The following is a 19,730-nucleotide window of genomic DNA, read 5'->3' as shown; positions in this document are numbered from 1 at the left end:
GAAATATGTTAAAAATTAAATTGTTATTAAACAGAATACTAGCAAAGCTAAAGTTATTTACTAAAAAGTTATATTATATAGGGGGGAATGATGCACTTCCACCACCACTAACCAAAGAGGAAGAAGAAGATTTAGTAATAAAACTTATGGCTGGAGATGAAAGTATAAGATCAATTTTGATAGAGAGAAATTTAAGACTTGTGGTTTATATAGCAAGAAAATTCGAAAATACTGGAGTAGGTATAGAGGATTTAGTTTCTGTAGGAACCATAGGACTTATAAAAGCTGTAAATACTTTTGATCCTGATAAAAAGATTAAACTTGCCACATATGCTTCTAGATGTATAGAAAATGAAATACTTATGTATCTTAGAAGAAATAGTAAAGTTAAATCAGAAATATCATTTTATGAGCCACTTAATGTTGATTGGGATGGAAATGAGCTATTACTATCAGATATATTGGGAACAGATACAGATGAAGTATATAATTTGATAGAAGATGAGGTTGATAAGCAGCTTTTACTTCTAGCGATGAATAAGCTTAGTAATAGAGAAAGAGAAATTGTACATTTACGATTCGGGCTTCAAGGAGGAAGAGAAAAGACTCAAAAGGAAGTAGCGGATATGCTTGGTATATCTCAATCCTATATATCTAGATTAGAAAAAAGAATAATAAAAAGATTAAAAAAAGAAATAAATAAAATGTTATAAACTTGTCTCTAGTATAAAAATCAGCTTCTGGGGAAATAATTTAAATGCAATAATACGAAGGGGCTGATTATTAATGATGATTAACAAAGTAGAAATTTGTGGAGTTAATACTTCTAAGCTGCCTGTATTGAAGGAAAAGGAAATGAAAGAGCTCTTATTAAGTATGAGAGACGGTAATACGGAGGCTAGAGAAACTTTTATAAGGGGAAATTTAAGATTAGTCTTGAGTGTAATACAAAGATTCAATAATCGAGGGGAAAATGTAGATGATTTATTTCAAGTAGGATGTATAGGACTTATTAAAGCAATTGATAATTTTGATTTAGGTCAAAATGTAAGATTTTCTACATATGCAGTGCCAATGATTATTGGAGAAATAAGAAGATATCTTCGAGATAATAATTCAATAAGAGTAAGCCGTTCCTTAAGAGATATTGCATACAGGGCACTACAGGTAAGAGATAGGTTGGTATCAGAAAATAATAAGGAACCAACAGTAACTCAAATTGCTAAGGAGTTAGACGTTCCACGGGAGGAAGTAGTATTTGCTTTAGATGCTATACAGGATCCTGTATCCTTATTTGAACCAATTTACCATGATGGAGGAGATGCAATTTATGTAATGGATCAAATAAGTGACAATAAAAATGTAGATGACAGTTGGCTTGAAAATATCTCCATAAAAGAAGCCATGAAAAAGTTAAATGATAGGGAAAAATTAATTCTTACACTTAGATTTTTTGATGGAAGAACTCAGATGGAGGTAGCAGATGAAATAGGAATTTCCCAGGCACAGGTATCCAGACTTGAAAAAACAGCATTAAAGCACATGAAAAAATATGTTTAAATATATATTATTTAAATAAAAAAATCTATATCCGTAATTGGATATAGATTTTTTTCATACAATATATATATAACAAATATAATCTGGGGGGAAGAATTTATGAATAATACTTTTTACTCTATAAATAGCTTAAGAAGCATGGAACTTATAGATATTAATTCTGGATGTAAGCTTGGATACATAAAGGATTTTAAGATAGACATAGGACAGTGCAAGGTATTATCGTTTATATTACCTAGCCAAAAGATGAGTTGGTTTGGTAAAATTAATGATATAGAAGTACCTTGGAGTAGAGTGAAGAAAATAGGTGTAGATGTTATATTAGTAGATGGGGCAGATATTCTTGAAGCTAATATAGAGTAGAAAAATAATAAAATTTGTGTATAATATAAATAACAGAAAAATTACGAATTAAACTATAATAAAAGGCGGGATTGTATTTATGAAATGTCCTTATTGTGGATATACGGAAAGTAAGGTAGTTGACTCCAGATCAGCAGAAGATAATGCATCTATAAGAAGAAGAAGGGAGTGCCTTAAGTGTTCTAAAAGATATACTACTTATGAAAAAATAGAAACAGTACCAATACTCGTTATTAAAAAGAATATGAGCCGCGAATACTTTGATAAATCTAAAATAGTAAATGGACTTATAAAGGCTTGCCAAAAGAGACCTATATCACGAAGCCAAATAGAGTCTATAGCTGATGAAGTAGAAAAAAGGATAAATAATGAGATGTTAACTGAGGTAAGATCTGAATATATTGGAGAGCTAATAATGGAAAGCTTAAAGAATATAGATGAAGTGTCTTATGTAAGATTTGCATCCGTATATAGACAGTTTAAGGATGTTAATACATTTATGGAAGAAATAAAAAGGCTTATAGAAAGTAAATAAAATTTCTCATAGAATAAATTTCTATGAGAAATTTTATTTATTTGTTAACTTATTCTTAATTAAGGTTAATATATAGTTAAAAAAGTTATATTTCACACAATAATATATTATAATTGTGAATTAGGAATGGTAAAATATATTTAAAGATTTCAATAATTAGGAGGCAGTGCATGGCAGAAGAAAAGATAATAATAGTAGATGATGAGGAACATATAAGGGAACTTTTAAAATTCAACTTAGAAAACTCTGGGTACTCTACAATATATGCTGATAATGGAATCGATGCATTAAAGCTTATAAAAAGTGAGCGACCACAATTAATTCTTTTAGATTTAATGATTCCTGGAATGGATGGATACGATGTATGTAAGGAAGTAAGAAAAGATAATAATATATCCACTACCCCTATAATTATGATAACAGCTAAGGGAGAGGAATTTGATAAAGTTTTAGGATTAGAATTAGGAGCAGATGATTATATAACAAAACCCTTCTCAATAAGAGAAATTTTAGCTAGGGTAAAAGCTGTTCTTAGAAGGACATCGGTGCAAAATATTGATAAATCCTATAAGTTTGGAAATGTTATTATTGATTTAGAAAAGCATGAAGTTATAAAAGACAATTTTAAAGTAGAATTAACACTAAAAGAATTTGAATTACTAGAAATACTCATAAAAAATAAGGGAAGGGTTTTAACAAGAGATTTTCTTTTAGATAAGATATGGGGATATGAATATGTGGGAGAAACTAGAACTGTTGATGTTCATATAAGACATTTAAGACAAAAAATCGAGGAAAATGATAAAAGTCCTCAGTTTATAGAAACTATAAGAGGTGTAGGTTATAGATTTAATATATCTGAATAGGTGATAATATGAAAAAAAAATTGATGTTTTATATGCTTACAACTCTTGTAATAAGTCTAGTTATAGTTATAACTTTATTTGTTATTATGATAAACTATCAATATGTTGAAAGTACAAAAAAAATATTAAAATCAAATAACAATTTAATTATAAAATTAATCCAAAAGGAAAATGTAAATAATGTAAGTGAATTTATACAAAGAGATTTTACGGGTGGGGATACTAGAATAACTCTAATAGATAGGGAAGGGAACGTACTCCTAGACTCTCAAGCTAATCCAAGAAATATGGATAATCATAATACACGTGATGAAGTGAAAGAAGCCAGAAAGTATGGCATGGGGTATAGGGTACGGCATAGTGAATCTACAAATAAGGACACTATGTACTTTGCAACTTATTTTGGAGATGGATATGTTATAAGAAGTGCAGCTGAAATGACTAGTGTTATAGGTTTCAAGTGGAAGTATGTGCATTACTATATGGGTATAGCACTATTTTCTATAGTTATTTGCTTTCTATTTGCTTCGAGACTTTCACAGGGGCTTGTAAGCCCTATTAAAGACCTAGAGTTTATGACTTCAAGAATAGCTGCAGGAGAATTAGATAGAAGGGTAAACATATATTCTTCTGATGAAATAGGAGAGCTTGGGAAAACCTTTAATAATATGGCAAGGCAGCTACAAGTTACCTTAAATGATTCAATGGATAAGCAAAATAAGCTCGAGGCAATACTGAAGAGTATGGATAGCGGAGTAATAGCAGTAGATAAGAACTTTAGAGTTATAATGATTAATCCGTACGCTAAAAATATATTTGGTATAAGTAAGGATATAATAGGTCAAAATCTTTTAGATAATATAAGGGATTTTGAATTAGAAAATATCTTTAAAAGTAAGACCGATGAATATAAAGAAATAAAAATATTGTGGCCAAAGGAAAGAGATTTAAGAATAAAAACCGCAGATATAAATAGTGGTAAAAATCTTATAGGTACAGTGGCGGTAGTACAGGATGTAACAGACATAAAAAGACTTGAGAGTATGAGATCGCAGTTTGTAACTAATGTATCTCATGAGTTAAAAACACCACTTACGTCTATAAAAGGATTTGCAGAAACATTAAAATATGTAGAAAATAAAGAAACAAAGGAAAGATTTTTAGATATAATAAATGAAGAAGCTGAAAGACTCACAAGGCTTATTAATGATATTTTAACTTTATCTCATATAGAAAATGCTAACCCAGCAGAAATAAATGAAGAAAGTATAGATATAAATAAAAATATAGAAGATATATGTTATTTAGTTAAAAATTCAGCAGATAATAAAAACATATCTTTAAAAATAGTAGGAGAAAAGATTCCTAATATCTTTGGAAGTAAGGATCAGTTTAAGCAAATGCTTATAAACCTAATAGATAATGCAATTAAATATACTGAAAAAGGTGGAAGTATAACTATAGGCACTGAAGCTATACATAATAAATGTAGCATATGGGTACAGGATACAGGTGTAGGAATAGATCAGGAGTATATTCCAAGGCTTTTTGAAAGGTTTTATAGAGTAGATAAAGCTAGAAGCAGGGCACAAGGCGGAACTGGATTAGGTCTTGCTATAGTAAAGCACATAGTATTAAATTTTAAAGGCGAGATAAAAGTAGAAAGTGAAGTAGGAAAAGGAAGTAAGTTTACAGTTAGCATACCAATTATAAAGGGACAGTCCTAATTATATAGGATGTCCCTTTATAACTTTTTCATAACATACCTAGAGTAAATACCAGCTATAGCACATAGAAAGTTTAATGAATGAAGATACTAATATAGTAAAAGAATTAAGGCTTAAACTCAAACTAGGGCAAAGTTCTTGTATAAAACAAGAACTATTAGTTTAACTTGTCCTTAACATTCCGATAATAGTCACTTAACCTTAATAGATTAATATTATTCTTGTAGCAATCATTTAAAATAATTTTAAACTGAATGGAGGTTTTTCTTAAATGAAAAGAAAAAGTTTAAAAACAATCATAGCGGCTTTAGCTATTACTATGGTTGCAGGAGCATTTGTAGGATGTGGTGGAGACAATAAAGAAGCTGGAGATACAAAAAATGGTGATAAAATTTCAGGAACAATAACTGCAGTAGGTTCTACAGCATTACAACCATTAGTAGAACAGGCGGCTAAAAACTTTAAAGCTAAAAATCCAGAAGCAACTATAAATGTGCAAGGTGGAGGAAGCGGAGCAGGATTAAATCAAGTAGCAGAAGGTTCAGTAGAAATAGGGAATTCTGATGTAACTGCAGAATCAAAGCTTAAGGATAAAGAAATAGCTAAACAGTTAGTAGATCATAAAGTAGCAGCAATAGGATTTGCGGTTATTGCTCATAAGGATATAAAAACAGATAACTTAACAAAAGAACAGGTTCAAGGTATTTTCGAAGGAAAATATACAAATTGGAATCAAGTTGGTGGTCAAGACTTAGTAATACAAGTTGTTAATAGACCAAAGTCCTCAGGAACTAGAGCTACTTTTATAGAGACTGTTATGGACGGAAAAAGTGAGAAAGAAGGACTTGGAACTACTCAGGATTCCAGCGGATCAGTTGAAAAGACTATAACATCTACACCAGGTTCAATAAGTTATATTGCATTATCTTATTTAACAGAGGAAAAAAGACAAAATTTAAAACTTATAAAAATTAATAATGTAGAAGCAACAAAAGAAAATATAACAGCAAAAAAATATCCTTTCTGGTCTTATGAGCATATGTACACTAAAGGCGAAGCAACAGGATTAACAAAAGCTTTCATTGATTATATGATGAGTGATGAAAATAAAGCTGTAGTTGAAAAATTAGGATATATTGCAGCAACTGATATAAAATAATTTAATTATTAAAGCAGGCTGGGTGCATTTATATATGCAACTAGCCTTATTGTGTAAATAATATGTGGCAGTTTTAACTCAAATAGTAAAATAGGGATGATGATAAGTGTGAGTAAAAATAGAAAATTTAACAGATTAAGAACTGAATATTTAGGGAAATCTTATGCAACATTTTGTGGGATTTTAATAGTGGTTTTAACATTGAGCATAATATTTTTTATAGCATCAAAAGGTATTAGTACCTTTACAAAACACGGATATTCAATTGGTGATTTTATATTTTCATCAAAGTGGTCCCCGGATGCAGATGATCCAACTTTTGGAGCAAGTATATTTATAATAGGCTCAACACTTGTATCTATTGGAGCAGTTTTAATAAGTGCACCTATAAGCATTGCACTTGCAATTTTTATGAATTATATCTCCCCAAGGCTTGGTAACAAAGTATTGCAACCAGCATTAGAATTATTTGTAGGTATACCATCAGTAGTTTATGGATGGATAGGTATAACTGTACTGCTTCCTTTTATAAAAAGTATATTTGGAGGAGTTGGTTTTAGCCTACTTGCAGGTGTTTTAGTGTTAAGTATAATGATACTTCCAACTATAGCAAGTCTTTCATCAGATGCGATAAAGGTAGTCCCAAAGGATTTTATAGAGGCATCTTATGGACTTGGGGCTACAAGATGGCAAACCATAAGCAAGGTAATACTTCCAGCTGCTAAAAATGGAATACTTACTGCTATAGTACTTGGAATTGCAAGAGCTTTTGGAGAAGCATTAGCGGTGCAAATGGTAATTGGAAATACTATTAAATTACCTAAAGGTTTGTTAACTCCAACTAGTACATTAACTTCAGTATTAACCATGGATATGGCAAATACCGTATCAGGAACTGCTTGGAATGATGCGTTATGGACGCTTGCATTAATTCTTTTAATAGTTTCATTTGTATTTATTTTAGTAATTAGAGCTATTGGCAAAAGGGGGGAAGTTAAATAATGAATCCTAAATTTAAAGATAAGATGTGGACTGGTATTTTATATGTAATTTCAAGTTTTGTGGTACTCCTTCTAGTAGCTTTAATAGGATATATATTATTTAAAGGAATTGGAACAATTACTCCATCTTTCTTGTTTGGAGACCCAAAGATAGGGGAAGCTGGTGGAGGACTAGGTCCTCAGTTATTTAACTCTTTTTATATGCTTATAGTTTCTCTTTTAATTACTATACCTTTAGGTGTAGGAGCGGGTATATATTTAGCAGAATATGCAAAAGAGGGAAGAATTCTTAATTTTATTAGACTTTGTATAGAAACTATGGCATCATTGCCTTCTATAGTGGTAGGATTATTTGGATTGTTAGTATTTGTAAAAATGACCAAATGGGGATTTACATTATTTGCAGGAGCGTTAGTAATAACAATACTTAATTTACCTTCATTAACAAGAGTAAGTGAGAATGCTATAAAAGCTGCATCTCGTGGAGTTAAAGAAGCAAGTTTAGGGCTTGGAGCTACAAGATGGCAAACTATAAAAAGAGTAATACTGCCATCAGCTATGCCTCAAATACTTACAGGGGTAATTCTAGCTGCTGGAAGAATATTTGGAGAAGCAGCAGCATTACTTTATACCGCAGGAATGAGTGCTCCATCTCTATCTTTTAAGGCGTCTACTTTAATGAGTAAATCATCTCCATTTAATTTATTTAGGCCGGCAGAAACTTTAGCTGTTTATATTTGGAAAGTTAATTCTGAGGGAATGATTCCAGATGCTACTAGAGTAGGAAATGGAGCTTCAGCAGTACTTATAATTATGGTATTAATATTTAATATATTGGCTCGTATAATAGGTAAGAAGATTTATGAGTCCTATACGGGGAGTAAATAGGGAGGATTAATATGAGCATAATACAAACTAGAAATCTTGAACTTCATTATGGTGCTACAAAAGCACTTAAGGATATAAATTTAGAAATAGAAAAAAATGCAGTAACTGCTTTGATAGGCCCTTCAGGATGTGGAAAGTCTACATTTTTAAGAACTTTAAATAGAATGAATGACTTGATAGAAAACGTAAAAATTGAAGGGGAAGTATTATTTGAGGGGAAAAATATATATAAGGATTATGATGAAATAGAACTTAGAAAAAGGGTTGGAATGGTATTCCAAAAACCTAATCCATTTCCAATGTCTATATATGATAATGTAGCTTATGGACCAAGAATTCATGGTATAACAAGCAAATCGAAGTTAGATGAAATAGTTGAAAAGAGCTTAAAAGGAGCGGCACTTTGGGATGAAGTTAAGGATAGATTAAAGAAAAATGGAATGGGACTATCTGGAGGTCAGCAACAAAGGCTCTGTATTGCAAGAACATTAGCTGTTGAACCGGAGATACTTTTAATGGATGAACCAACTTCAGCACTAGATCCTATTTCCACATTAAAGGTTGAGGAGCTTATGGATACGTTAAAAAAGGAATATACAGTAATAATAGTTACTCATAATATGCAGCAGGCAGGAAGAATATCTGATTATACAGCATTTTTCTTAAGTGGAGAAGTTGTGGAGTTTAATAAAACGGAAGATATATTTTACAAGCCGACAGATAAGAGAACAGAGGATTATATTACAGGTAGATTTGGTTAAAACTTAAAATGATATAAGAGGTGAGGGTTATGACAAGAGGAGGATTTGATTTAAGACTTACAGAACTTCATAATGATTTATTGAGAATGGGCAGTATTGTAGAAAAACAAATACATCTTTGTATAGAGGCTCTAGTAAATCATGATGTTGTTTTGGCAAAAAAAATAATTGAAGATGATGACTTGGTTGATGATCTTCAAAAGGAAATTGAAGACAAATGTATAAAGCTTATAGCTACAGAGCAGCCACTAGCTAAGGATTTACGTATGATATTTACTACTACTAAAATAGTAACAGATTTAGAGAGAATGGCTGATCATGCTGTAGATATTGCTAAAATTGCTATTAGACTTAAAGATGAAAATTTTATAAAGCCATTAGTTGATATTCCTAAGATGTCTAATTTAGTTAATGAGATGATAAAAGAATCTTTAGATTGTTATGTAGATGGAAATGTAGAAGGATCTTATATTGTGTGTAAAAAGGATGATCAAATTGATGCCATATATAGAGGGGTATTTAAAGAAATGCTTCCTATAATGGCAGCGGATAACAGTACTATTAATCAAGCAACACAATTTTTATTTATATGTAAATACCTAGAGAGAATAGCAGATCACGTTACAAATATATGCGAGTGGACTATTTATCTTGTTACTGGAGAACAAATAGATTTAAATGAATAGTATTAAAAAGACATGCGATATATTAATTGTTGTATGTCTTTTCCTTTTTATATGAAATCTGATAAAATAGATTTATATTTTATAAAAAAATTATGCAAGATAAAGAGGTGCAGAATAATGAATACTATTCTTTTTGATTTAGATGGAACATTACTATCAATGGATGCAGAAGAATTTGAAAAGGTTTATTTTAATGAAATTGGAAAGTCCTTTAGTGACCTAATGGATCCAATGGAATTAGGCAAACATATATGGGCATCTACAAAGACTATGGTGTCAAGCCTAGATGAAAGGACAAATGAAGAAGTGTTTATGCAAGATTTTAATATAAGGGTTAATAATAGATTGCATGAATTTTGGCATAGATTTGATAACTTTTATGATAATGAATTCTTAAGGGTACAAAGTTCAGTGAAGTCAGAAGAGAAGATGATAAGAAGTGTAAAGCTGTTAAAGGAAAAGGGATATAATGTTGTAGTTGTGACCAATCCGCTGTTTCCAATAAAGGCAATACATCATAGAATTAGGTGGGCTGGGTTTAAACCAGAGGATTTTACATATATAACTTCATTTGAAAAAAATCATTACTGTAAGCCGCAAATTAAGCTTTATGAGGAAGTTTTAAAAGATATAAATAAGAAACCAGGGGAATGTCTTATGGTGGGAAATGATACAGTAGAGGATTTAGTGGCTAAAAATATAGGCATAAAAACATATCTCATAAAAGATAATATATTAAATAAAAATGATAAAAGTTATGTTACTGATTATGAGGGAAACTATGAGGAGTTTTATAAGTTTGTAGAAGGCTTGCCATGTATATAAATTGATAGAAAATACTCAATAAATCCTTTTGGATTGACTAAATATGAAGATTAAGGTAATATTATAGAATTAAGGGGTAAACATAATAATTAGGAGTGATTTAATGAAAAATACCATATCAAAGGTAAAGCCTGGGAGTATTGCAGAAGAATTAGAAATAGAAGTAGGTGATAAACTAATTTCCATAAATGAAAAAGAAGTAAAAGATATAATAGATTATAAGTTTTTAATGGCAGATGAAGAAATAGTTGCTCTAATAGAAAAGGCTGATGGAGAGATATGGGAACTTGAAATAGAGAAGGATTATGATGAGGATCTTGGAGTAGAATTTGAAGATTCTATAATGGATAAAGCTAAAAGTTGTTCTAACAAGTGTATATTTTGTTTTATAGATCAGTTACCTAAGGGAATGAGAGAAACATTATATTTTAAGGATGATGATTCAAGGCTGTCTTTTTTACAAGGAAATTTCGTAACATTAACCAATATGACAGATGAGGATATAAATAGAATTATAGAATATAAGATAAGTCCTATAAATGTATCTGTTCATACTACAAATCCTGAGCTTAGACAAAAGATGTTAAGTAATCGATTTGCTGGCAATGTATATGAAAGACTCGTAAAGCTTTCTCGTGGAGGCATAAAAGTAAATTGCCAAGTGGTTTCTTGTCCAGGAGTAAATAATGGCGAAGAACTTATAAAAACTGTTGAAGATCTTTATAAATTACATCCTTCAATTGAAAATGTGGCAGTAGTTCCAGTTGGAATTACAAAATTTAGAGAAGGGCTTTTTGATATGACATTATATAATAAAGAAACTTCTTTAATGGAAATTGAAGGTTTGAAAAAGATTCAGGAAAAATACATAAATGAAATAGGATATCCGTTTGTAAGACTTTCTGACGAATTTTATGTTACAGCGGAAGTAGATGTTCCAACTAAAGATTTTTATGATAAATTTGACCAACTAGAAGATGGGGTAGGAATGATAAGAATCTTTAGAGAAAATATTAAAGAAGGATTAGGTAATTTAATGCCTAATAAAAAAGGAAGCTTTACTTTAATTACAGGAACATCAGCATATAAAGAAATAGAAGCAGCAGCTGAAGAAATTCAAAAGGTAAATACTAATATAAAAGTTCAGGTTAATCCTATTGTAAATAACTTTTTCGGGAGTACTATAACTGTTGCAGGGCTTTTAACGGGTAGTGATATAAAAAAACAGTTAAAAGATGATAAATTAGGTGATTATATAATAATCCCAAGGAACATACTAAGAGCAGGGGAAGAAGTGTTTTTAGATGATGTAACAGTGGAAGAATTAGAAAAACATTTTAATAAAAAAATATTAATATGTGAGTATACTGGAGAAGATTTAATAGATAAAATAAATGAATATAGTGAGGAGGAGTAAAAATGCCTAAACCAATAGTTGCCATAGTAGGAAGACCAAATGTAGGCAAATCTACTTTATTTAACAAATTAGCAGGAAGAAGAATAGCTATAGTAGAAGATACACCGGGGGTTACAAGAGATAGAATTTACGCAGAAGCAGAATGGCTTAAGTATAACTTTACTATGATAGACACTGGTGGTATAGAACCAGAAAGTGATGATGTTATAATATCTCAAATGAGGAGACAGGCGCAGATAGCTATAGAAACAGCAGATGTAATAGTTTTCCTTGTAGATGGAAAATCAGGAATAACTCCTGCAGATTATGAAGTATCCCAAATGCTTAGAAAGTCTAAGAAGCCTATAGTACTAGTTGTAAACAAGGTAGATAGAATAGCTGAAGAAGACAATGCTTATGAATTTTACAATTTAGGAATAGGTGAGCCTATAGCAATTTCAGCTTCTCAGGGATTAGGTCTTGGAGATATGCTTGATAGAGTTGTAGAACACTTTGATAGCATAATTGGAGAAAATGAAGAAGATGAATATGTAAGAATTGCATTTGTGGGTAAGCCAAATGTAGGAAAATCTTCACTAGTAAATAAAATACTTGGTGAAGAAAGAAATATAGTAAGTGACATTCCTGGAACAACAAGGGATGCAATAGATAGCGTAATAGAAACAGAAGAAGGTAAGTTTATTCTTGTAGATACTGCTGGAATAAGAAGAAGAAGTAAGATTAAAGATGAAATAGAAAGATATAGTGTAGTAAGAACTTATGCTGCTCTAGAAAGAGCGGATGTATGTATACTTATGATAGATGCAGAAGATGGAATAAGTGAACAGGATCAGAGAATAATAGGATATGCTCATGAAATGAGTAAAGCAATTATGGTAATTGTAAACAAGTGGGACTTAATTGAAAAAGAAACAAATACTATGATTGAATTTAAAAAAGGACTTCAGCATGAACTTGCGTTTATGTCATATGCTCCATATTTATTTATTTCAGCTAAAACAGGACAGAGAGTACATAAGGTTTTAGAAATGGCAAAAATGTGCTATGATAACTATAATAAGAGAGTTAAAACAGGAGTTTTAAATGATGTAATATCAAGAGCGGTTACTATGCAGGAACCACCTATTGTAGGGATTACAAGAATGAAAATATACTATGCTACTCAAACAGGAGTAAAGCCTCCTACATTTATATTCTTTGTAAATAATCCTAATGCATTACATTTTTCGTATTCAAGATATTTAGAAAATCAATTAAGAGATAGTTTCGACTTTAGCGGAACAGGTATAAAGATGGAGTTTAGAGAAAGGAAGAGTTAATATGATGGGGAATTGTATCACTTTTCTTGGGGGAGGAAGTTTTGGAACAGCACTTTCTATTATGATGGCTAAAAAAGGTTTCGACGTATTCATATGGGATAGAAGTCATGAAACTATAGATAACATAAACAATAAGAGGGAAAATATTAATTATCTTCCAGGTGTTGTGGTTCCACATAATGTTTATGCAACTTTAAACTTAGAAGAAGCATTGGAAAAGAGCAAGTATATAGTGCTATCAGTTCCTTCTCAAGCTATAAGAGAAGTAGCAGGTAAGATAAGACCTTATTTAAAAAAGGATAGTATTATAATAAGTATTGCAAAGGGAATAGATGAGAATACTGGAGAGAGGTTATCTGAGGTTATAAGAGATGAAATTCCAGATAATGGGATAGTAATTCTCTCTGGACCTAGCCATGCTGAAGAAGTTGCATTAGATATCCCAACAACAGTTGTAGCTTCTTCAGAAGACATGAGTTATGCAAAGGAAATACAAAATGTATTTATGACTAATAAATTTAGAGTGTACACCAATTCAGACCTAATAGGAGTTGAAATAGGTGGAGCAGTTAAAAATATAATAGCACTCGCTGCAGGTATATCTGATGGAATAGGCTACGGAGATAATGCAAAGGCTGCACTTATGACCAGAGGAATGAGCGAGATAATTAGAATAGGTGAAAAGCTGGGAGGAAAAGCTGAAACTTTTTCTGGGCTTACTGGCTTTGGGGATTTAATAGTTACCTGTACTAGTATGCATAGCAGAAATAGAAGAGCAGGTATATTAATTGGTAAAGGTGTACCACCGGATGAGGCCGTTAAGGAAATAGGAATGGTAGTAGAAGGTATAAAGGCTTGCAAAGCATTTTATAATTTAAAAGAAAAGCTGGATATTTCCATGCCTATAACTGATGTGCTTTATAAGGTTGTTTTTGAAGGAAAAGATCCCAAATATGCTGTATATGAGTTAATGTCTAGGGACAAAAAAGAAGAGTTTTAAAGTTTATATAATGCTTAAAAGCATATGGTGCATAAAAGTATATGATATTTTTATGCACCATATGCTTTTTATTTTATTAGTAATATTTTAAGCTTTTAACTAATATATATATACTGTTAAAATTATAGATTGGGAGGGTAAATTATCTTGGAAAATTTTGATATATACAAGGACATTGCAGAACGAACCCAAGGCGATATTTATGTAGGGGTAGTAGGTCCAGTAAGAACTGGAAAGTCAACATTTATAAAGAAGTTTATGGAAATGATGGTTTTACCTAATATGGATAATGAATTCAAAAAGAAGAGGGCTCAAGATGAACTGCCTCAGAGCTCATCAGGCAAAACCATTCACACTACAGAACCAAAATTTGTTCCTAACGAAGCTGTAGAAGTAAAGCTAAAAGATAACACTAAGTTTAAAGTAAGAATGGTAGATTGCGTAGGTTATATAGTGAAAGGCGCTTCAGGGTACATGGATGGAGAAAAAGCTAAAATGGTTACAACTCCTTGGTACAATTACGAAATACCTTTTGAAGAAGCAGCAGAAATTGGAACTAAAAAAGTTATCAATGAACATTCAACTATAGGATTGCTTGTAACTACTGATGGATCAATTACTGATATTGCTAGAGAAGATTATGTAGAAACAGAAGAGAGAGTTGTAAATGAGTTAAAAGCAATAGATAAACCTTTTATTATTGTATTAAATACAAAGCATATGTATGATCCAAATACAATAGAACTTAAGAAAGAATTAGAAGCAAAATATGACGTTCCTGTACAAACAATGGATGTGTTAAATATGAAAGAAGAGGATATTACAAACATATTTACTAGAGTACTTAAAGAATTCCCAGTAAAAGAAATAAATATTGATATGCCAGAATGGATAGAAAACTTAGATAAAGCTCACTGGCTAAAAGTAGACTTTATTAATTTAGTTAAAGATATGTGTACATCCATATACAAAGTAAGAGATATAGGAAAGACTTTAGATGGATTTAAAGAATTTGAATTCCTAGGGGAATCAAAATTAAATGAAGTAAATATGGGGGAAGGCACAGCAAAAGTTGATTTAAAACCCAGACAGGGATTATTCTATAATATATTAGGTGAAATATGTAATAGAGAAATAAAAGGTGAAAATCAATTATTATCTATAATGGAAGAAATGAGTAAGGCTAAATTAGAGTATGATAAGGTTGCACAAGCATTAAAGGATGTCAAAGAAACAGGATATGGTCTAGTTGCTCCAGAACTTTCAGAAATGAAGCTAGAAGAGCCTGAGATAGTTAAAAATGGTAATAGGTGTGGAGTTAAGCTAAAAGCAAGTGCACCATCACTCCATTTCATAAGAGCAGATATAGAAACAGAAATATCACCTATAATGGGAACAGAAAAAGAAAGTGAAGAAATGGTAAAAGCTCTATTAGAGCAATTTGAAAATGATCGTTCAAAGATATGGCAGAGCAATATTTTTGGTAAATCATTAGAGGTATTGGTTAAAGATGGATTGCAAAACAAGCTTTATAAGATGCCAGAAGATGTACAGATAAAGATTCAAAAAACATTGCAGAAAATAATAAATGAAGGTAATGGAGGACTTATCTGTATAATACTTTAGTAATTCTATATAAATTAGGGATTTTCGTTGCGAAGTCCCTAATTTATAATTTTTATTCGATGAATTTAGATGGAAAGTATTTATCATAAGGCAATTATAGCTGAAACTAAGAAAGCTTTGATTAATTTGAATGGAATATTTACAAATTATTCAATATATGATATAATTTTGGTGATATCTGGGTATAGCGCAGATGGTAGCGCGCATGTATGGGGTGCATGAGGTCGCAAGTTCAAGTCTTGTTACCCAGACCATGAGAAAGCCTGTAGTTTTAAGGAACTACGGGCTTTTCTAATTTTAGCACGATTTCTATAAATACAATATTCTGTAAAGACCAAGTTAAGAAGAGAGTAGCAAATTACTTTTAGTATTTTTAATCATTTATGTCTTTACTAATCATAGATTCATCACCACCTGCAGTTATTGCAGAAGCAATTTCAAAATCTTCATTTGATAGTCTATCAAAGCTTTTTACTTGAGAATAATTTTTTAACTTTTTATCAGTATCATGTTTATTTGTAGTAATTTTATCTGTATCCATTAACAACACCTCCATAACTTATATTGCACAAATAAAATATAAATATAAGTTTTGTAAGAATTGAGATTTTAAATTAATAACTATTTGAAGTAAGGGGTAAGATATATAATAAATACTTTAAAAAGGAGAAACAAATATGGATACAAAAAGAGCTGCTGAAATTATTGAATCATTAGGTGTAATAGGAGTAAGCTATAAAGGAAACCCTGTTTGGCTTGAAAATATTGATAAACAAAGCGATACAGTTAAAGTTAAAGATATTAACACAGATACAGAATTAAATGTAGATATAAAAGATTTGAAAGAGGATTAATTTATCTCGAGCCTAGGCTCGAGTTTTCTATTATATATATTTTAATTTTTCTAGCAACAAGCACATATTGTTAAAAAAGTGTTAAATGAACTTAATTTTGTTGAATTGTTTTGAATTTAGTACTATAATTGCTAATGTTGTGTAAAATTGTAAGTGAGAGGTTATTACAAATGGAAGAGGAAATTGAGGTTCTTAGAGAGGAATTAAACCGATTAACTGAAGAAGACATATGCTTATGTTCTGATGAAGTGGTGCAACTTAGTCAGAAATTGGACAAACTTATTTACATTTATCAGACAAGTTTAGCCTAGGCAGCTGGGCTTTTTTTATTTTATAGAGGATTGTGTATAGTGATGTGGAATGTTATAGCAAGAAGTTTATTTATTAAGCGAGGTGTGAAAATGGAAGATTATAATGTTGTGAAAACTGATTTTAATGAAATTTCTGAGCTTGACGAATTAAAATGGAATCATAACAATTGTTATTTCAAGCATCTAATAAAATTTATACCAAATAATGTTGAGACTTGTCTTGACATAGGTTGTGGTAAGGGTGAACTTTCACTTATGTTATCAAAAAAATCTAAGAAGGTGATATCAGTTGATCTTGCAGATAAGATGATTGAGAAGGCAAAAGTTTTACACCCTAATAAAAATATCCAGTATATTTGCGGAAATATTTTGGATATGAAATTTCAAAACGATAGTATCGATGTTATTATAACAACAGCCACAGCACATCATTTGCCCTATGAGTGGCTTTTATGCTTTGCAAAGGATAAGCTTAAGAAAGGTGGTAAACTAATTATACTAGACCTTGCAGAAGCCAAGACCTTAAGTGATTATATTATATGGGGCAGTGCTTTTATCCCTAACATTGCAATGAATTTAATAAAAAACGGTAGATTGCAAAAAGATGATGCTCACTCAAAAGAAGTTTGGAAAAAACATGGTGAACATGATACGTATATGACAATAGATGAGATTAAGTTATTTGTTAAAAAACATATACCAACAGCAAAAGTTAAACGTAAACTTTTTTGGAGATACTCATTAGTCTGGGAAAAATAGTTTAAAATAATTATTAACAGTTAAAACTTGAGCACTTACAATTACTTTTGCATATTATGTAGTGACAATTTAATTAAGGAAGTGATTGTAATGAAATTTGCTATAGATATAGGACATAACTGTACACCAGACATTGGAGCTAAAGGAATAAGGTTTGAAGATAATTTAACAAAAGAAGTTGGATTAAAGGTCATAGAAAAGTTGAAAAATCTAGGACATGAAGTTATAAGCGTGCTTCCAGTAAGATGCAATAGTGTTACAGATAGTTTAAATAGGAGAGTACAAGTTTCAAATTTAAATAATGTAAATTTATATGTATCTATTCACTTTAATGCTGGAGGTGGACAGGGGTCAGAAGTATATTTTTATCCAGGAAGTACTGCAGGTGAAAGATATTCAAAAAGTGTATTAAGTGAACTCGTAAAATTAGGATATAAAAATAGAGGGATAAAGAATGGAAGTAGGCTTTATGTGGTAAAGAACACAAAGGCTCCTGCTATATTAATTGAAGTATCTTTTATAGACAGCAAGGAGGATATGAATAAATATAATGCAGAAAAGATATCCAACGCTATAGTTAAAGGACTTACAGGAAAGATGCCCTCAGAAAGTGTTCCTGTAAAAGATGATAATAAGGGAAATAAGATATATAAAGTTCAGTTAGGAGCATTTACAGATAAAAATAATGCTGAAGCAATGGTTAAAAAGCTAAAGGAAAAAGGAATTGACTCTATCATTGTTTAGAAATAAGACGACACGGTTTTTAATGCTCTGGGTCGTATAGAATTTTCATCTAGGAAGGCGTTCATTTCGCCGAGAACGGCTAATATTTATAAATTTAAAATCCCTAAACCGCCTAAACTCGCTGTCGCTCAGACAGTAGGCGGCTCTTAACGGTATTTTAAATTTGTAAATAAAGCCGTTCTAAGGCTCATTCAATGCCTTCTACGATGAAAATTCTATGCTCGCAGAGCATTAAAAAGTTCTTCATGTGAACTGCTGAAGGAAGAAATTCAGCTAACTGAATTTCTAAGATATTTTATGAATTAACTCATAAAGATCTTTTAGGGCGGCAGTCCTTAACGTTACGGGAACTTATAGTAAATAAATGAAAGATTTACAAATTAAAGATAAGGTAGCACAATAAAATATTTCTGATAAAAAATAGAATGCTTAATATCTTATGACCTATCGGTCTGCGGGCTTACCAGCCTTTTGGTGAGTGTCAATTTAAAGGAATTTCGTCAAAACGAAATTCCTTCCTTCAGTTAGTGAGACTGAACGATATTTTTAATGTTGAACACAAGTATGAAATTTGCATTGTAGAAAGCATTGAGCAAGCAATTAAAAGCTCTTTATTTCTGATTTTAAGGCGCCGTATAGAGCCTTCTACTGTTTGAGCTGTAGGCGAGTTTAGAAGGCTTAGGCGCCTTAAAAGGAAGAAATATTAGAGTTTTTTTGCGTAGCGAACGCTTTCCTAAATGCAAATTTCATACGACTCGTTCAACATTAAAAATGTCGCAATTTCCTTTAAATGTATCATAAAATGAAACTTTTATGAATATATAAAAGTGGAGGTGTTTATATATGATGATAGAATTAAATGGTCAATGGGGAACTGAAATTCATAAAATGAGTAATGAACAATTTAAAAAGTTTAAGGAATGGTATGAAGATAAACATAGTATAAAAGTATTTAGCTATCATAGAGATGGGTACGCATGGAATATCAACAAAGCTCAATCTAATTTAGTAAGATTTTGGGAAGAATAATAGTTTTATCTATGGTTAAAATAAATTTAGTATATAACAAAAGAGGAGGAAAGTATTATGGTTAAGAAAAATGAAAAATTACCTTATACACAAGCTTGTAAAAGAGCAAGAAAAATGATAGATGATAATAAAGAAATATCAGATGTTCTACAAGATACTAATTTAACACATAAAAATGTGCTAAAGATTAAAAATGAAGATGTAGATGTATAAGAAATAAAGCTTGATTTTATATAAAAGAGAATGCTTTTTAAAATCAAGCTTTATTTTTAACATTTTATCAAATATCTCATAATATGT

At 30.8% G+C, this 19,730-nt stretch carries 23 protein-coding genes and 1 tRNA gene; 23 read left to right on the top strand and 1 reads right to left on the bottom strand.

The window, feature by feature from the left end; genetic code table 11:
* The first annotated feature begins 5 nt into the window (after positions 1–5).
* The 17 genes from sigE to BSD9I1_RS10220 all read left to right on the top strand — a co-directional run bounded on the left by sigE (position 6) and on the right by BSD9I1_RS10220 (position 15,987).
* A complete protein-coding gene (gene sigE, locus BSD9I1_RS10300) occupies positions 6–713 on the top strand; it encodes an RNA polymerase sporulation sigma factor SigE (RefSeq protein WP_035307487.1) in 708 nt (235 codons plus the stop codon).
* 73 nt (positions 714–786) lie between these two features.
* Positions 787–1,560: an RNA polymerase sporulation sigma factor SigG gene (gene sigG / locus BSD9I1_RS10295; RefSeq protein ID WP_035307489.1), complete on the top strand. Its 774-nt coding sequence runs from the start codon at positions 787–789 to the stop codon at positions 1,558–1,560.
* Positions 1,561–1,659: 99 nt separating this feature from the next.
* On the top strand, positions 1,660–1,923 hold the full coding sequence (locus tag BSD9I1_RS10290) for a YlmC/YmxH family sporulation protein (RefSeq protein WP_035307492.1): 264 nt from the start codon (positions 1,660–1,662) through the stop codon (positions 1,921–1,923).
* 79 nt (positions 1,924–2,002) lie between these two features.
* On the top strand, positions 2,003–2,458 hold the full coding sequence (nrdR, locus tag BSD9I1_RS10285; RefSeq protein WP_035307494.1) for a transcriptional regulator NrdR: 456 nt from the start codon (positions 2,003–2,005) through the stop codon (positions 2,456–2,458).
* Positions 2,459–2,628: 170 nt separating this feature from the next.
* On the top strand, positions 2,629–3,324 hold the full coding sequence (locus tag BSD9I1_RS10280) for a response regulator transcription factor (protein WP_035307495.1): 696 nt from the start codon (positions 2,629–2,631) through the stop codon (positions 3,322–3,324).
* A gap of 8 nt (positions 3,325–3,332) precedes the next feature.
* Positions 3,333–5,051 (top strand): two-component system histidine kinase PnpS, encoded by a 1,719-nt coding sequence (gene pnpS, locus BSD9I1_RS10275; RefSeq protein ID WP_186430231.1) that lies wholly within the window; start codon positions 3,333–3,335, stop codon positions 5,049–5,051.
* A gap of 271 nt (positions 5,052–5,322) precedes the next feature.
* A complete protein-coding gene (locus tag BSD9I1_RS10270) occupies positions 5,323–6,210 on the top strand; it encodes a phosphate ABC transporter substrate-binding protein (protein ID WP_035307499.1) in 888 nt (295 codons plus the stop codon).
* Positions 6,211–6,309: 99 nt separating this feature from the next.
* On the top strand, positions 6,310–7,212 hold the full coding sequence (gene pstC / locus BSD9I1_RS10265) for a phosphate ABC transporter permease subunit PstC (protein WP_242966480.1): 903 nt from the start codon (positions 6,310–6,312) through the stop codon (positions 7,210–7,212).
* Positions 7,212–8,099, top strand: coding sequence for a phosphate ABC transporter permease PstA (gene pstA, locus BSD9I1_RS10260; RefSeq protein WP_186430230.1), 888 nt, complete (start codon positions 7,212–7,214; stop codon positions 8,097–8,099). The genes pstC and pstA overlap by 1 nt, the downstream gene beginning before the upstream one ends.
* 11 nt (positions 8,100–8,110) lie before the next feature.
* Positions 8,111–8,860, top strand: coding sequence for a phosphate ABC transporter ATP-binding protein PstB (pstB, locus tag BSD9I1_RS10255; RefSeq protein WP_186430229.1), 750 nt, complete (start codon positions 8,111–8,113; stop codon positions 8,858–8,860).
* A gap of 29 nt (positions 8,861–8,889) precedes the next feature.
* The gene (phoU, locus tag BSD9I1_RS10250; protein ID WP_035307509.1) at positions 8,890–9,546 is read left to right on the top strand and encodes a phosphate signaling complex protein PhoU; all 657 of its coding nucleotides are present in this window, start codon (positions 8,890–8,892) and stop codon (positions 9,544–9,546) included.
* A 117-nt stretch (positions 9,547–9,663) separates the two neighbouring features.
* Positions 9,664–10,371, top strand: coding sequence for an HAD family hydrolase (locus tag BSD9I1_RS10245; protein WP_052085670.1), 708 nt, complete (start codon positions 9,664–9,666; stop codon positions 10,369–10,371).
* Between the two features lie 103 nt (positions 10,372–10,474).
* Positions 10,475–11,788 (top strand): DUF512 domain-containing protein, encoded by a 1,314-nt coding sequence (locus tag BSD9I1_RS10240; RefSeq protein ID WP_186430228.1) that lies wholly within the window; start codon positions 10,475–10,477, stop codon positions 11,786–11,788.
* A gap of 2 nt (positions 11,789–11,790) precedes the next feature.
* A complete protein-coding gene (gene der / locus BSD9I1_RS10235; RefSeq protein ID WP_186430227.1) occupies positions 11,791–13,107 on the top strand; it encodes a ribosome biogenesis GTPase Der in 1,317 nt (438 codons plus the stop codon).
* Positions 13,108–13,111: 4 nt separating this feature from the next.
* Positions 13,112–14,107, top strand: a complete 996-nt coding sequence (locus tag BSD9I1_RS10230) for an NAD(P)H-dependent glycerol-3-phosphate dehydrogenase (RefSeq protein WP_186430765.1) — start codon at positions 13,112–13,114, stop codon at positions 14,105–14,107.
* A 147-nt stretch (positions 14,108–14,254) separates the two neighbouring features.
* Positions 14,255–15,733, top strand: a complete 1,479-nt coding sequence (gene spoIVA, locus BSD9I1_RS10225) for a stage IV sporulation protein A (RefSeq protein WP_035307516.1) — start codon at positions 14,255–14,257, stop codon at positions 15,731–15,733.
* A 178-nt stretch (positions 15,734–15,911) separates the two neighbouring features.
* A tRNA-Pro gene (locus tag BSD9I1_RS10220) sits at positions 15,912–15,987 on the top strand.
* A gap of 119 nt (positions 15,988–16,106) precedes the next feature.
* Here the strand turns inward: BSD9I1_RS10220 and BSD9I1_RS10215 are convergent.
* Positions 16,107–16,274 carry a hypothetical protein gene (locus tag BSD9I1_RS10215; RefSeq protein WP_186430226.1) on the bottom strand — a complete coding sequence of 56 codons (168 nt, stop codon included), beginning with the start codon at positions 16,272–16,274 and terminating at the stop codon, positions 16,107–16,109.
* A 136-nt stretch (positions 16,275–16,410) separates the two neighbouring features.
* Between BSD9I1_RS10215 and BSD9I1_RS10210 the strand changes: the two genes are divergently transcribed.
* The 6 genes from BSD9I1_RS10210 (at position 16,411) to BSD9I1_RS10185 (ending at position 19,643) form a co-directional block, all read left to right on the top strand.
* The gene (locus BSD9I1_RS10210; RefSeq protein ID WP_035307518.1) at positions 16,411–16,587 is read left to right on the top strand and encodes an H-type small acid-soluble spore protein; all 177 of its coding nucleotides are present in this window, start codon (positions 16,411–16,413) and stop codon (positions 16,585–16,587) included.
* A 134-nt stretch (positions 16,588–16,721) separates the two neighbouring features.
* Positions 16,722–16,898 (top strand): aspartyl-phosphate phosphatase Spo0E family protein, encoded by a 177-nt coding sequence (locus BSD9I1_RS10205; protein WP_306345885.1) that lies wholly within the window; start codon positions 16,722–16,724, stop codon positions 16,896–16,898.
* Between the two features lie 90 nt (positions 16,899–16,988).
* Positions 16,989–17,657, top strand: a complete 669-nt coding sequence (locus tag BSD9I1_RS10200) for a bifunctional 2-polyprenyl-6-hydroxyphenol methylase/3-demethylubiquinol 3-O-methyltransferase UbiG (protein WP_186430225.1) — start codon at positions 16,989–16,991, stop codon at positions 17,655–17,657.
* Between the two features lie 90 nt (positions 17,658–17,747).
* Positions 17,748–18,401, top strand: coding sequence for an N-acetylmuramoyl-L-alanine amidase (locus BSD9I1_RS10195; protein ID WP_186430224.1), 654 nt, complete (start codon positions 17,748–17,750; stop codon positions 18,399–18,401).
* Between the two features lie 843 nt (positions 18,402–19,244).
* On the top strand, positions 19,245–19,430 hold the full coding sequence (locus tag BSD9I1_RS10190) for a hypothetical protein (RefSeq protein ID WP_035307520.1): 186 nt from the start codon (positions 19,245–19,247) through the stop codon (positions 19,428–19,430).
* Positions 19,431–19,487: 57 nt separating this feature from the next.
* On the top strand, positions 19,488–19,643 hold the full coding sequence (locus BSD9I1_RS10185; RefSeq protein ID WP_186430223.1) for a hypothetical protein: 156 nt from the start codon (positions 19,488–19,490) through the stop codon (positions 19,641–19,643).
* Positions 19,644–19,730: the final 87 nt, after the last annotated feature.

This window comes from Clostridium sp. BSD9I1 (genome assembly GCF_900185645.1).
Lineage (GTDB): Bacteria > Bacillota > Clostridia > Clostridiales > Clostridiaceae > Clostridium_AK.
The sequence above is the reverse complement of the archived record's forward strand: the minus strand, read 5'-3'. Positions and strand labels throughout refer to the sequence as shown.